This window comes from Corynebacterium vitaeruminis DSM 20294 (assembly GCF_000550805.1).
GTDB classification, from domain to species: Bacteria; Actinomycetota; Actinomycetes; order Mycobacteriales; family Mycobacteriaceae; genus Corynebacterium; species Corynebacterium vitaeruminis.
The window spans coordinates 1,612,234-1,626,154 of sequence record NZ_CP004353.1 but is presented as its reverse complement, the minus strand read 5'-3'; the positions used below and the strand labels follow the sequence as shown (position 1 = coordinate 1,626,154).

Here is a 13,921-nt window from a genome sequence, read left to right as displayed (position 1 = left end):
TTTAGTTAAGGGAAATTTATGGCACTGGCGCTGGAAATCATCCTGCTTATCTCCTGCGTGATCATGACCCTGTTCGTGCTCCTGCACCGCGGCAAGGGCGGCGGACTGTCCTCCCTGTTCGGTGGCGGCGTGCAGTCCAACCTGTCCGGCTCCACCGTGGTGGAGAAGAACCTGGACCGCGTGACCATCTTCACCGGCATCATCTGGATTGCCTGCATCGTGGGCCTCAACCTGATCCAGGCCTACGGCAACTAGCTCTTCGAACTAGAAAGCGGGGCGGCACCTCTGTGGTGCCGCCCCATTTGGCGTTGTGATCCATTTTCAAGGATCGTCGAGTCTGGTCTTTGGGGGCCCAGAAGAACCGCATGCAAGAGACGCCCACGACATCGCGCAGGCGCCTAAATTAAGAGCCGGGAGCCTAGAGCTTGGAGGCCGCTTCCTCGTCCACGATGAGGAGGGTCTCCTTGGTGCCTTCGGCGCCCGCGGCGGGCCAGTCGACGGCCGGCTTGCGGTCGACGATGGCCTTGGCCGCATCCGCCTTCGCGGCGCCAGCCACGAGCAGCCAGACCCGGGCCGAGGAATTGACGGCCGGCAGGGTCAGCGACACGCGCTCGGCCGGGGGCTTGGGGGAGTCCGTGACCGCCACGACCTTCTTGGTGGTCTCCTTCACCGCCGCGGAGTCGGGGAAGATCGAGTTGATGTGCCCCTCGCCGCCCATGCCCAAAAGGTGCAGGTCGAAGCCGCGCGGTGCGAAGTCGGCGAGCACCGACTCGTAGTTCTCGGCAGCGGCGTTCATGTCCACGCCGCCGAGCCCGTAGCCGTGGATGTTGGCCTCCGGGATGTCCACGTGCTCGAGCAGTGCCTCGCGCGCCTGCCCCTCGTTGGACTCCGGATCGGAGACGGGCACGTTGCGCTCGTCGCCGAAGAAGACGTGGACTCGTTCCCAGTCGATATCAAGGTCGCGCAGCTTGCGCAGCATGAGGATGCCAGCGCCGCCGCCGGTGAGCACGACGCGGGCGATTCCGTCGCCGGTGACGCCGCCGCGCTTGGACACCTTCCTCATGACCTTGGCAAAGCGTTTAGCGGCCTCGTCGGCCACGGCTTCCATATCGGGTTGGGGTACAACTTCCACGACATACTCCTTGGTGAGCGATCGATAGGGTTTTGGACTCACACTAGTGTAACGCACCTATCCCTCGGGGCGCCGAGGGAAGGCCGTGCTGGGGAACTTAGCCCTGCGGGTAGTCCACGTGGGCCAATCCGCTGAGCGCGCGCTGGTAGGCCACGTCCGGGTCGAGGTGGCGCAGCTCCTCGGCCAGGCAGTCGGAGGTGCTGCGGCGCGAGATGGCCACCAAGGCGACCTCCTTGCCTGGGAAGGTGACCGAAAGGGTGTCCTGGTCGGGCAGGACCTCAAGCACCACGGTGCCGGAGGGGCGGTCGAGCTCGACGCGGTTGACCGGAATGGTGTCCGCATCGCAGGCCTGTGCGTGTTCGTCGACCAGCCGGGAGACCGGAACGCCTAGCCGGTCGATGAGCCAGCCCGCCGCGAGGTCGACGCTGGGGGAGTCCTGCGGCCCCACGACGCGGACCTCCTGCACCATCTCGTGCGGCGGCTGGTCGAGCGTGGAGGCGAGCACGCCGCGCCACGGGGTAAGGCGTGCCCAAGCGATGTCGCTGTCGCCCGGAACGTAGTGGTTGCGCCGGTTGTAGAGGGCGTCCTGCGGCGGATCGAACAGCGAATCGGTGATCCGGCGCTGGGCGATGATCCCCATGGGATCGCTCGAGGGATCGACCGGCGCGGCATACGCCCACCACGTCACGATGGGCGTGTCCGGCAGCAGCAGCGGGGTGACCACGTGGACCAGGTTGTTGGCCACCTCGCCGTCGAGATTGATGAGGATGAGCTCGGAGGCCCCGGCGTCGCCGCCGATGCGCACCTCGGCGTCGAGGCGCGAGGAGGGGACGGTCGGGTCGCCCTGGATGAGCACGATGACGCGCGAGGGGTGCTCGCGGGAGGCCTCGTTGGTGGCGCGGATGACCGCCTCGACGTCGTCCTCCTTGCGGGCGATCACGATGAGCGAGAGCACGCGGCTCGTGGTCACCTGGCCGCCGGTGTCGCGGATGCGGACCAGCGTCTTGGCGATGTCCCTGGTGCTGGAGTCAGGCAGTTCGAAAATCATGGTTTAGTCCTTGAACGTGAGATGAATTCGGCCATGTCAGTAGACCAGGAACCGCTAGGGGCGGCGCCAGACGCGGGACTCGCGGGCAAGCATGCGGTCGGCGGACTCCGGGCCCCAAGTTCCCGAAGGGTACTCCTCGGGCTGCCCGGACTTCGCCCAGTAGTCGAGGATCGGGTCGAGGATCTTCCAGCTCAGCTCGACCTCTTCGTTGGTGGGGAAGAGGCTGGCCTCGTCGAGGAGCGCGTCCAGGATGAGGCGCTCGTAGGCCTCCGGAGATTCCTCGGTGAATGCCTCCGAGTAGGAGAAGTCCATGTTGACGTCGCGCACCTCCATCGCCGAGCCCGGCACCTTGGATCCGAAGCGCATGAGCATGCCCTCGTCGGGCTGCACGCGGATGACCACCACGTTCTGGCCCTGGGCGTGGCGGGAACCGGCGTCGAAGGGCTGGTGCGGCGCGTCCTTGAAAACGAGCGCGATCTCGGTCACGCGGCGCCCAAGGCGCTTGCCGGTGCGCAGGTAGAAGGGCACGCCCGCCCAGCGTCGGGAGTTGATCATGAGCGTGCAGGCCGCGTAGGTCTCGGTGGTCGACTTCGGGTCGAAGCCCTCCTCCTCGCGCAGGCCGGGGACGTACTCCGAGCCCTGCCAGCCCGAGGAGTACTGCCCGCGGGCGGTGGTGCGGGAGAACGGCTGCACCGGGGTGGTTGCTCGCAGGACCTTGATCTTCTCCGCCTGGAGCTCCTCGGGGGTGAAGTCGATCGGCTCCTCCATGGCCACGAGCGCCAGGAGCTGGATCAGGTGGTTCTGGATCACGTCGCGGGCGGCGCCGATGCCATCGTAGTAGCCCGCGCGCCCGCCGAGGCCGATATCCTCGGCCATCGTGATCTGCACGTGGTCGACGTAGTGGGAGTTCCACAGCGGGTCGAACAGCTGGTTGGCAAATCGCAGCGCCAGGATGTTCTGCACCGTCTCCTTGCCCAAGTAGTGGTCGATGCGGAACACCGACTTCTCCGGGAAGACGGAGTTGATGAGGTTGTTGAGCCGCTTGGCGGACTCGAGGTCGTGCCCGAAGGGCTTCTCGATGATGACGCGGCGCCAGGAGTTGCCCGGTCCCTCGGCCATGCCGGAGCGCTGGAGCTGGTGGCAGACGTCGGAGAAGTAATCCGGCGGAACGGAGAGGTAGAACGCCCAGTTTCCGGCGGTGCCGCGCTCCTCGTCGAGCTCGGAGAGCCGGTTCGCCAGGTTGTCGAAGGCCTGGTCGTCGTCGAAATTACCGGTGACGAAGTGCATGCCCTCGGCGAGGCGCTCCCAGACGTTCTGGCGGAAGTCGGTGCGCGCGCCCGCCTTCACCGCCTTGATGACGTAGTCCTCGAAGTTCGACTTGGACCAGTCGCGGCGGCCGTAGCCGACGAGCGTGAACCCCGCGGGCAAAAGGCCGCGGTTGGCGAGGTCGTAAATCGCCGGGAGCAGCTTCTTTCGCGCGAGGTCGCCGGTGACGCCGAAGATCACCATGCCGGAGGGCCCGGCGATGCGGGGCAGGCGCTTGTCCGCCTTGTCGCGCAGCGGGTTGCTCCACGTGTCGCGCTTTCCCGAACGTTTCTGATCGTCCTCGTAGTCGGAGGGGGTGATCAGGCCCTCGAAGGGATTGGTGTTAGTCACTGCTTCGTTCACGTCCTTGAATCTTACCCATCTGCGTTCGGCTGTGTGAGATCCTGCCTGTTTTTGTCCGATTCAACACAATCTCACACGGGCCCTTGAATAGCGAAAGAGGCGTGCCGCGCCAAACAATGAGGGCACGACACGCAGCGTCTTCGCCAGTTCCCGGCGTTTTCTGTGCCGTCGGCGCGCTGACGCTTGCCGACGCGTACCGCTCCCGGGTTTCATTCTCCGGGGAGCACCAGTCCGGGTTGCCTCCTAGCTCAGGCGGGCGGCCATCTTGTCGAGGAGCTCCTCCCAGGCGGCGACGAACTTCTCCACGCCCTCGCGCTCGAGAACCTCGAAGACGTCCTCGAAGTCGATGCCCACGGCGACCAGCTGCTTGAACAGCTCCTCGGCGGCCTCGCCCGCGCCGGTGAGGGTGTCCCCGCGCACGTCATCGGCGGCGAGCACGGCGTCGATGGTGCCCTCCGGCATCGTGTTGACGGTGTTCGGGCCAGCCAGCTCGGTAACGTACAGGGTCGGGGAGTACTCCGAGTTCTTTACGCCCGTCGACGCCCACAGCGGGCGCTGGACGTTCGCGCCAGCGGGCAGCTCGGCGGCGTCGAAAAGCTTCTGGAAGACGGCGTAGGCGCGCTGGGCGTTGGCCACGCCGGCCTTGCCGCGCAGCGCGAGGGCCTCCTCGGAGCCGATGGCCTCGAGGCGCTTGTCCACCTCGGTGTCGAGGCGGGAGACGAAGAAGGAGGCGACGGAGAAGATCTTGGACACGTCGAGGCCTGCCTCCGCGGCGCGGTTGATGCCGTCGATATAGGCGGCGATGACCTCGCGGTAGCGGGCGACGGAGAAGATGAGGGTGACGTTGACGCTAATGCCCTCGGCCAAGGCGTCGGAGATCGCCGGAAGCGAGCCCGGGGTGGCCGGGATCTTGATCATGACGTTCGGGCGGTCGACCTTGCCCCACAGCTCGCGGGCCTGCGCGATGGTGGCATCGCGGTCGGCGGAGATGCGCGGGTCGACCTCGATGGAGACGCGGCCGTCGGCGCCGCCGGTCGCGGCGTAGGTGTCGGCGAGGATGTCGCAGGCGTCTCGCACGTCGTCGATGCTCATCGCGTACACGGCCTGGTCGGCGGTGGCACCGGCGGCCTTGAGCTCGGCGATCTGCGCGTCGTAGGCGGTGCCCTTGCTCATCGCCCCGGCGAAGATGGCGGGGTTGGTGGTCACGCCGACGATCGACTTGGTGGTCAGCAGCTCCTTCAGGTTTCCGCTGGTGATTCGCTCGCGGGAGAGATCGTCCAGCCAGGTGGAGGTGCCAGCCTGGGAGAGAGTGTCAATGGCGTTCATTATTCTTCTTTCACATTCGATGGCTTGTCGGGGCTTTGCTTGCTTCTCGCTTATCGACGCCTACGGTGGGCACGCACGCGCGGGGAAAGAAAAGCCCCAAGGGCTGCACCCTACGAGTGTACGTGCGTTGGGGACGAGACGTACTGGCGAGGACACAGCCCTTGGTGAAATTGCCGACGAGGTCGGGTGCTTACGCACCCAGGCTCTCGTGGGCGGCTGCGACGACGGCGTCGGCGGTGATGCCGAACTCCTCGAACAGCTTCTGGTACGGGGCGGAGGCGCCGAAGTGCTCGAGTGAGACCGCGCGGCCCTTGGAACCGAGGTGGCGGTACCACGGCATGGCGATGCCGGCCTCGACGGAGACGCGGGCGGTAACCTCGGACGGCAGGACGGACTCCTGGTACTCGGCGTCCTGCTCCTCGAACCAGTCGAGGCACGGGACGGAGACGACGCGGGCGGCGATGCCCTCGGACTCCAGCTGCTTTGCCGCCTCGACGGCCAGCTGGACCTCGGAGCCGGTGCCCATGAGGATCACGTCCGGGGTCTCCTTGGAGCCCTCGACCAGCACGTAGGCGCCGCGGACGACGCCGTCTAGCGCCTTCTCCTTGGTGCCCTCGAGCACCGGCACGTTCTGGCGGGTGAGGGCCAAGCCCTTCGGGCCCTCCTTGTAGAGGAGGGCCGCGCGCCAGGCGGCGGCGGCCTCGTTGGCGTCGGCGGGGCGGAGCATGGACACGCCCGGGATGGCGCGCAGGGTGGCCAGCTGCTCGACCGGCTGGTGGGTCGGGCCGTCCTCGCCGAGGCCAATGGAGTCGTGGGTCCAGACGTAGTAGGCGTCGGTGCCCATGAGCGCGGCCAGGCGCACGGCCGGGCGCATGTAGTCGGAGAAGATGAGGAAGGTGCCGCCGTAGGCGCGGGTGCCGCCGTGCAGGGCGATGCCGTTGATGATCGAGCCCATGGCGTGCTCGCGGATGCCGAAGTGCAGGTTGCGGCCGCCCGGCTCGGTGGTCCAGGTGTCGGTGGTGATGGAGGCCGGGCCGAACGACGGCGAGCCCTTGATCACGGTGTTGTTGGAGCCGGCGAGGTCGGCGGAGCCGCCCCACAGCTCCGGCAGGGTCTTGCCCAGCGCCTGGAGGGTGGCCTCGGACGCCTTGCGGGTGGCAATACCCTTCGGGTCGGCGTCCCAGGTGGGCAGCTCGGCGTCGAAGCCTTCGGGGAGGGTGCGGGTGCGCAGGCGCTCGAACAGCGCGAGGTTTTCCGGGTTGGCGGCGGCCCACGCGTCGAAGGACTTCTGCCACTCGGCGTGCTTGGCGGCGCCGCGCTCGGTGAGCTTGCGGGTGTGCTCGATGACCTCATCGGCGACGAAGAAGTGCTGCTCCGGGTCGAAGCCCAGCTCCTTCTTGGTGGCGGCCACCTCGGCCTCGCCGAGGGCGGCGCCGTGGACGGCGCCGGTGTTCATCATGGTCGGGGCCGGGTAGCCGATGATGGTGCGGACACGGATGAAGGTCGGGCGGGTGGTGTCCTTCTTCGCCTCGGCGACGGCGGCCTCGAAGGCGGTGACGTCCTCGCCGCCCTCGATCTCGAGGACCTGCCAGCCGTAGGCCTTGTAGCGGTCGACGACCTTCTCGTTGAAGGCGATGTTGGTATCTTCCTCGATGGAGATGTGGTTGTCGTCCCAGAAGACGATCAGGTTGCCCAGCTCCTGGGTGCCCGCCAGCGAGCAGGCCTCGGAGGTCACACCCTCCTGGAGGTCGCCGTCGGAGGCGATGACGTAGATGTAGTGGTCGAAGGGCGAGGTGCCAGCCGGTGCCTCCGGGTCGAACAGGGCGCGCTCGCGGCGGGAGGCCATCGCCATGCCCACCGCGGAGGCCAGGCCTTGGCCCAGCGGGCCGGTGGTGATCTCCACACCCTTGGTGTGGCGGTACTCCGGGTGGCCGGGGGTAAGCGAACCCCAGGTGCGCAGGGCCTTCAGGTCATCGAGCTCGAGGCCGAACCCGCCCAGGTACAGCTGGATGTACTGGGTCAGCGAGGAGTGGCCGCAGGAAAGGACGAAGCGGTCGCGGCCCGCCCACTCGGTGTCGGCCGGGTCGAGGTTCATCACGCGCTGGAACAGCGTGTAGGCCAGGGGCGCGAGGGACATCGCGGTGCCCGGGTGGCCGGATCCACACTTCTGCACGGCATCGGCGGCGAGGATACGGACGGTGTCCACGGCTAGGGTGTCGGTGTCGGTCCAATCGGAGGGGTAGGTACGAGCGGTAAGAGCCTGAAGCTCAGGAGACAAAGTCACGAAATCCGTCCTTTTAGAAAATAGGGATCCTGGGATCTACAGCGTTCACCATACGGAAACCGGCCGACATGTAAAGAGGCAACGCGGGCGGAAACCGATAAGGGCGTGAAAGTTATCGATTTTGACGCTTCCTCTACTGTAGTCGCCCGCACCCCGCGTGAGGCCATTGCTTGAACAAAAAAAATCGGAGATTATGGCCACCCAAGCCCAACGTGGGAAAACGCGGGCTCAACTGCGACGCAACGCTGGAAAATAGTTGGCTTGGGTTCCGGAGGCGATTTCATTTGCCCGAATGGTCATTCCACGAGGCGGGCCGGGGCGCTTCGAAAGTCCGATTACCGGCTACAACTTTCGTAGAATCCACGTGAAATCTATTTATCGATGCGCGTGGAAGGGTAAACCGGGGGAGTGTCGTTTCAACAACCGCCTATCTAAGGGCTACCATTGTAAGGCTTAGTAAAGCTGCCCCATAGAAATCCCTCTCTCAGCTCGCCAGATGGCGCCCGGCGAAAGGGGTTTCGAGGTGGGGAGGGAACTTTTAGACGACGGCATCCGACAACTTCGGTGCTGGTTGTGTCACCAAGTCGGTGGCGCGTGTATTTGAGAATTGCTGGAGGAAGTCCTTTGGACACGATCAAGGCCTATATCGCATTGACGAAGCCTCGGGTGATCGAGCTCCTGCTAGTTGCCACGATTCCGGCGATGCTCCAGGCCGAGCGCGGGAAGTCCAACATCCTGCTCATCATCCTGACGCTCATCGGCGGCTGGATGGGCGCCGCCGCGGCGAACACCTTCAACATGGTCGCGGACTCCGACATCGATCAGAAGATGGGCCGCACCCGCGCCCGCCCGCTCGTGCGCCACAAGGTCACCAACCGCCAGGCCACCATCTTCGCGTGGACGCTGACCGTGCTGAGCTTCCTGTGGCTGTGGCTGTTGTGTCACTCCCTGTTGGCCGCGGGCTTCGTCATGCTCACGATCTTCTTCTATATCTTCATTTACACGAAGATTCTCAAGCGCCGCACGCACATGAACATCGTCTGGGGCGGCGCGGCCGGCTGCATGCCGGTCGTCGTCGGCTGGGCGGTCATCACCGACAACCTGCCCGCGGGCGTGCCCCACCAGTGGTGGCAGGCCATCGTCTTGTTCCTCATCATCTTCTTCTGGACCCCGCCGCACACCTGGGCGCTCGCGATGAAGTACAAGGACGACTACGCCGCAGCTGGCGTGCCGATGCTGCCGGTCGTGCGCACGGCCGAGCAGGTCACCCGCCAGATCGTCTGGTACACCGTCGCCACCGTGATCGTCACCTTCCTGCTGATCCCCGCCGCGGGCTGGATCTACGCGGTCGTGGCCGTGGGCTCCGGCGTCTGGTTCCTCGTCATGTCGATCATCCTCCACAACGGCATCAAGAACGGCAAGGACGTCAAGCCGCTCAAGCTGTTCATCCTCTCGAACAACTACCTCGCGCTGCTGTTCGTCGGCCTGTCCGTCGATGCGGTGCTCGGAATGCAGACCGTCGGCGAGGCCTTCGGCTGGACCACGACCTTCTTCTAAAGCTTCCCCCGCTTGCCCGGCCTCGTGCCGGGCTTTTTGCTTGTCGACGCCTTCGGCTTCCCACCTCTGGCCGTCGGCAAGCAAGAAGCCCCCGTACCGCGGTACGGGGGCTATGGAAGGGTGCTTATGCGGCGGTGAGTGCGGCGCGCTTGGCGTCGCCTGCCTCGCTGCCGGTGACCCACGTGTTCTTGCCGACGCGCTCGATGCCGGTGGCAAACAGCAGGGAGCTGAAGGCGACGACGAAGGAGCACAGGCCCACGTGCATCGGGACGGACCAGCTGGGCACGCCGAGGCGGTACTGCATGATGCCCACGCCGGCCTGGATGACGATGAAGGCGATGAGCGTCCAGCCGAGGCTCTGCGAGCGGCGCGGCGCGCGCTGGAAGACGAGGCCCGCGACGAGGATGATCGTGAACGCGAGGTAGGCGTACATGACCCAGGCGTGGACGTGTGCCATCCAGGCGATGTCGACCTCGAGGCGGCCGTCCATGCCCACGCCGGAGTCGCCGGAGTGGACGCCAGCGCCGGTGGTCATCGTGCCCGTGACCAGCACCGCGAACATGAGCGCCGCGCTGAGGACGGACAGGGACCGCAGCGCGCCGGAGAAGGCGGGGCGGCGGGTGCCGTCGTCGGGCTCGCCGATGCGGGTGAACAGCACACCCGCGGCCCAGACGAGGATCATCGACGGCAGGAAGTGCAGCGCCACGGCCCACCACTGCAGATCGAGGAGCACCGAGATGCCGCCGATGACGGCCTGCACCACGATGCCGAGGCACTGGAAGAGCGCGTGGTAGAAGATCTCCTTGCGGCGGTGGGTGGACTTCACGGCCACGAAGACGGAGATGGCGAGCGCGACGAGCACGAAGGTGAGCATGCGGTTGCCGAATTCGATGGCCTGGTGGATCCAGGGGGCCGCGCCCTCAACCGGCACGAGGGATCCCTCGTGGCAGTTGGGCCAGGTGTTGCAGCCGAGGCCGGACCCGGTCACTCGCACGATCGAGCCGGTCACCGTGATGGCGCCCTGGCCGATGAGCAGTGCCAGCGCCAGCTTCTTCTGCGTGGAGATGGTAGGCGCGAAGCGACCGAGCACGCCTTGTGAGGGAGTCGATTGAGTAGTAGTCACGTGTCCTAATCCTAGTGGAGGAGCGCGCAAAAACAGGTGTCCGCAGGCCCGATCGGGCGTGGCATATCCCACGAAAGTGGGAAGCCCGCTCCCAACTTAAGTGGGAACGGGCTAGAAAGCTTCGCGGGAAGGGGGCTTAGGTGAACTTGAACCACTTCGTGGCGATGCCGACGCCAGCCAGCAGCCAGCCCGCGAGGATGAGCAGCTGCAGGCCGGGGAAGGTGCCCTCTGAGGCGTAGAGCAGGCCGTCGGACAGCGAGATGCTGGGGATGAGCTGGTAGAGCCAGCTCGGGTCGGCCGGCGGCCGGAAGAGCAGGAACGAGGCCGAGCCGATGAGCGCGACCCAGATGAGGTTGGCAAGTCCCAGGACCAGCTCCGAGGAGAGCGTGCCGCCCATCGCCATGCCGAGTGAGGTGAAGGCGGCGACGCCGAGGAAGAACACGGCGATGCAGAAGAGCGCGCCGCCGAAGGTGGTGGTCCAGCCGAGCAGCAGCGCGGTGGTGCCGAGCACGAGGATCTGCAGGATGCTGACGGTGACCACGCCCAGGATCTTTCCCACGATGATCGTCCACGTGGGCACGCCGGAGGCACCGGTGCGCTTGAGCGCGCCGTAGCGGCGGTCGAAGGCCAAGGAGATGGCCTGGCCGGTGAACCCGGAGCTCATCGCGGCGATGGAGAGCATCAGCGGGAAGCCCTTGTGCAGCGGGTGCGGGTCGTTGATGACCGGCAGGATCGCGATGACGATGAGCATGCCCAGCGGGATGATGAAGCTGAGAAGCAGCTGCTCGCCGTGGCGCAGGAACAGGGTCGCCTCGATCTTGGCCTGGGAGGCGAGCATCCGCGATACCGGCGCGCGGCGCGGGTCGGGTGCGAAGGTGCCGGGCTCAAAGCGGAAGGCATCCGGGTTGAGCGTGGAGTCCGTGGTGTGCGTGTTGGTCATGGTCTAGCTCCGTAGACTCCGGCCGGTGATGTCCAAGAAGACATCCTCCAGCGATCGGGTTTGGGTGTCGAGGCTGGTGATCGTCACGTCCTGGGCCGCGGCGGCGGCCGCGACAGCGGCGATGAGCGCAGGGGAGGCGTGCTCGGTGCAGGCGTAGGACAGCGGTCGGCGGACCACCACGCCCAGCGAGCTCAGCCCCGGGACGGTGCGGCCGTCGTGCTCGAAGGCGGCCTCCAAGTCGAGCGAGGTGGCCGTGTCGAAGTTGAGGTTGTGCTTCTCGCCGCCCCGGGCGCGCAGCTCGTCGATGGTGCCCTCGGCCACCAGCTTGCCGTGATCGATGATGGCGACCCGGTCGGCGAGCGCCTGGGCCTCGTCCATGAGGTGGGTCGTGAGTACCACGGTGACCCCGTCCTCGCGCAGCTTCTCGATGATCTTCCATACCAAAAGCCTGGACTGGGCGTCCATGCCCGCGGTGGGTTCGTCGAGGAAGACGAGCTCGGGGCGGCCGATGAGCGCGAGCGCCAGGGAGAGGCGCTGCTGCTGTCCGCCGGACAGGCGGCGGTAGGTGGTGTTGCGCACGTTCTCGAGCGCGACCAGCTTGATGAGCCACTCGGGGTCGAGCGGGTCCTCGTTGTAGGAGGCGGCCAGCCGGATCATCTCGCCGACCTTGATGCCGGAGTAGCTGCCGCCGCCCTGCAGCATGATGCCGATGCGGCGGCGGACCTCGTCGGGGTGCTGGGTCGGGTTCATGCCCAAGACGCTCACCTCGCCGGAGGTGGCCTTGGTGAATCCCTCGCAGATCTCGATGGTGGTGGTCTTGCCAGCGCCGTTGGGCCCCAAGAAGGCGAGGATCTCGCCGCTGTTGACGGTGAGGTTGAGCCCGCCGACGGCGGTCTTGTCACCGTACTTCTTGACCAGATTCTTAATTACCAGGGCCGGTGCTTGTTGATTGGCTCCAAGAGAATCAGCAGGTATCTGCCCACCGGGTCCGGTGGCTCCGGACCGTAGCTGTTCATGCGTCACGAACTAATAGTCTAGGACATAACCCCACGCCGCCGAAGAATCCACAGCGCAATGGCGATTAATGCAATGAAACTAAGGATGGAACCCAGGTACACCGAAAAGATGGTTCCGGGCGGCAGCCCCATGCCGCGGGGGAGCACCATGAAGGAGACGAAGACCGAGTAGACCACCACGGCCAGGCGGAACACGATTCGGTTCGCCCACGGCGCGAGCGGGAAGACCGCCCACAGGATGTACCACGGGTGGACGACGGGAAAGAAGATCACGAGCACCAGCGTGGACACGCCCAGCGCGCCGATGGCGTTGATCCTGCCTGAGAAGGTGGCCAGCAGCATGCGGAGCATGAACGCTACGGCGATGCCCACGCCCACCATGCGGGTGAAGGAGAGGATCGAGTCGGTGTAATCGCCTAGGCCTAGGACCATCGACCACCAGCCCGCGATGACGCCGACCGCGGTGGACAGCGACATCCAGCTGCGGATGGTCGCCGCGCCGCCCTGGCCGGTGACCCAGCCCAGGCCGATGCCCGTGAGCAGGGTGACCACGCCGATGCTGGCCACGAGGACTGCCACCTGCACCGCGACCGCGGCCGAAAGCGACCACAGGCGCCCCGTGCCGCGGGCGTGGAGGCTGCGGGCCAGAACCACGCCGATGAAGCCCAGTCCGATAAAGCCGGAAACCTTGACCATGCCCGCGCAGGAAATGAGGAAGCCGGAGGCCGCCACGAGCGCAAATCCGCTGCGGTGAAGCTCCATGCGGACCCGGTCGCAGCCTAGGAGCCCCAGCTCGAAGCCCGCGAGCGCGAGCCCCAGCATGATCGACTCGTTGTGGATGCCGGCCACGAGGTGCAGCAGGGTCAGCGGGTTGAGGATGCCGAGCCAGACGGCCGCCTGCGGGTGGATCCGGCAGCGCCTGGCCAGCCGCACCATCGCCCACCCGGCAAGTGCCACGCCCACGATGGAAACGAGCCGGTGGGCGATGACGCCGAAGGCGATGTGGTCGTTGGTCGCCGCGCTGATGAGCTCGGCGATTCCCAGGGAGACCGGGCCGTAGGGGGAGGAAGAATGCGCCCAGATGAAGGGCACGCTGCGCGCGAGCGGGTCGTCCGTACCGAGCAGGTCGATGGGGCCGCCGGAATAGGGGTCCAGCCCCAGCCGCAAGATCTTGCCGTTGGCTAGGTAGGAGTAGATGTCCTGGGTGAACATCGGTGCGGAAAGCAGGATCGGGAGGGTCCACGCGAGGAAGGTGCGCCGCAGCATCGACAGGCTGACCACGGCCTCGACGCCGCGCTGGTGCCGGAACACCACGCCGCAGAAGGCGGACATTCCCAGCCACGCCACGACGAGGAGCCCTACGCCTAGGAAGCAGAGCATCATCGATGTCTGCAGCATGCGACCCATGATCGAGCCGAGCGGGGCCATGCCATAGGGATTGTTGACCACCGGCAGCGCGCCGCCGCCCAATCCTCCGAGGCCAAGCAGCAAGGCACCGAGCGTGCCCGCCCAGCGCAGAAAGGCGAACCGCCTCAGTTGGGTAAAGCTCAGCTGCTTGACCTGCTGCTCGCCCGATCCCGCGGCGGGGGCCTCTCGGTGAGTCACATCGAGGACGTCCACGCCGGTGGCGGAGACGACGAGCGGGAGGGCGGGCGTGAGCGGCAGCTCCTCCTCGGCCGCCTGGTGCAGGTGGGCGCTGCGGGAACCCGCCTGACCCAGGCGGGGGAGCTCCCTTGTTAAGGCCTGCCACAGGGCCCGCGGACGATACTTCACAAATAGACAGTCTAGACAGGGGCCCTTTCTAATAGGGCGACGCCTCGCCCGCGC

Annotated in this window: 11 protein-coding genes; 2 read left to right on the top strand and 9 right to left on the bottom strand. The window is 66.3% G+C overall.

Features of this window, described 5'->3' with window-relative positions; genetic code table 11:
- Positions 1-18: 18 nt before the first annotated feature.
- Positions 19-255, top strand: a complete 237-nt coding sequence (gene secG / locus B843_RS07450; RefSeq protein WP_025252885.1) for a preprotein translocase subunit SecG — start codon at positions 19-21, stop codon at positions 253-255.
- A 163-nt stretch (positions 256-418) separates the two neighbouring features.
- On the opposite strand, the gene pgl is transcribed toward secG, so the two are convergent.
- The 5 genes from pgl to tkt form a co-directional block, all read right to left on the bottom strand.
- Positions 419-1,108 (bottom strand): 6-phosphogluconolactonase, encoded by a 690-nt coding sequence (pgl, locus tag B843_RS07445; protein WP_034650731.1) that lies wholly within the window; start codon positions 1,106-1,108, stop codon positions 419-421.
- A 121-nt stretch (positions 1,109-1,229) separates the two neighbouring features.
- On the bottom strand, positions 1,230-2,180 hold the full coding sequence (locus B843_RS07440) for a glucose-6-phosphate dehydrogenase assembly protein OpcA (protein WP_025252883.1): 951 nt from the start codon (positions 2,178-2,180) through the stop codon (positions 1,230-1,232).
- A gap of 54 nt (positions 2,181-2,234) precedes the next feature.
- Entirely contained in the window at positions 2,235-3,809 is a 1,575-nt protein-coding gene (gene zwf / locus B843_RS07435) for a glucose-6-phosphate dehydrogenase (protein WP_051483565.1), read from the bottom strand.
- A gap of 282 nt (positions 3,810-4,091) precedes the next feature.
- Entirely contained in the window at positions 4,092-5,174 is a 1,083-nt protein-coding gene (gene tal / locus B843_RS07430; protein ID WP_025252881.1) for a transaldolase, read from the bottom strand.
- 190 nt (positions 5,175-5,364) lie between these two features.
- A complete protein-coding gene (gene tkt / locus B843_RS07425; RefSeq protein ID WP_025252880.1) occupies positions 5,365-7,458 on the bottom strand; it encodes a transketolase in 2,094 nt (697 codons plus the stop codon).
- A gap of 624 nt (positions 7,459-8,082) precedes the next feature.
- On the opposite strand from tkt, the gene B843_RS07420 reads away from it, so the two are divergent.
- A complete protein-coding gene (locus B843_RS07420; protein ID WP_025252879.1) occupies positions 8,083-9,015 on the top strand; it encodes a heme o synthase in 933 nt (310 codons plus the stop codon).
- Positions 9,016-9,139: 124 nt separating this feature from the next.
- Here the strand turns inward: B843_RS07420 and B843_RS07415 are convergent, their stop codons facing one another.
- From B843_RS07415 to mptB, 4 genes are all read right to left on the bottom strand, one after another.
- Positions 9,140-10,138 carry a COX15/CtaA family protein gene (locus tag B843_RS07415; protein WP_025252878.1) on the bottom strand — a complete coding sequence of 333 codons (999 nt, stop codon included), beginning with the start codon at positions 10,136-10,138 and terminating at the stop codon, positions 9,140-9,142.
- A gap of 136 nt (positions 10,139-10,274) precedes the next feature.
- Entirely contained in the window at positions 10,275-11,078 is an 804-nt protein-coding gene (locus B843_RS07410; RefSeq protein WP_025252877.1) for an ABC transporter permease, read from the bottom strand.
- Between the two features lie 3 nt (positions 11,079-11,081).
- Positions 11,082-12,053, bottom strand: coding sequence for an ABC transporter ATP-binding protein (locus B843_RS07405; protein ID WP_051483564.1), 972 nt, complete (start codon positions 12,051-12,053; stop codon positions 11,082-11,084).
- Between the two features lie 59 nt (positions 12,054-12,112).
- The gene (gene mptB, locus B843_RS07400; protein WP_025252875.1) at positions 12,113-13,867 is read right to left on the bottom strand and encodes a polyprenol phosphomannose-dependent alpha 1,6 mannosyltransferase MptB; all 1,755 of its coding nucleotides are present in this window, start codon (positions 13,865-13,867) and stop codon (positions 12,113-12,115) included.
- Positions 13,868-13,921: the final 54 nt, after the last annotated feature.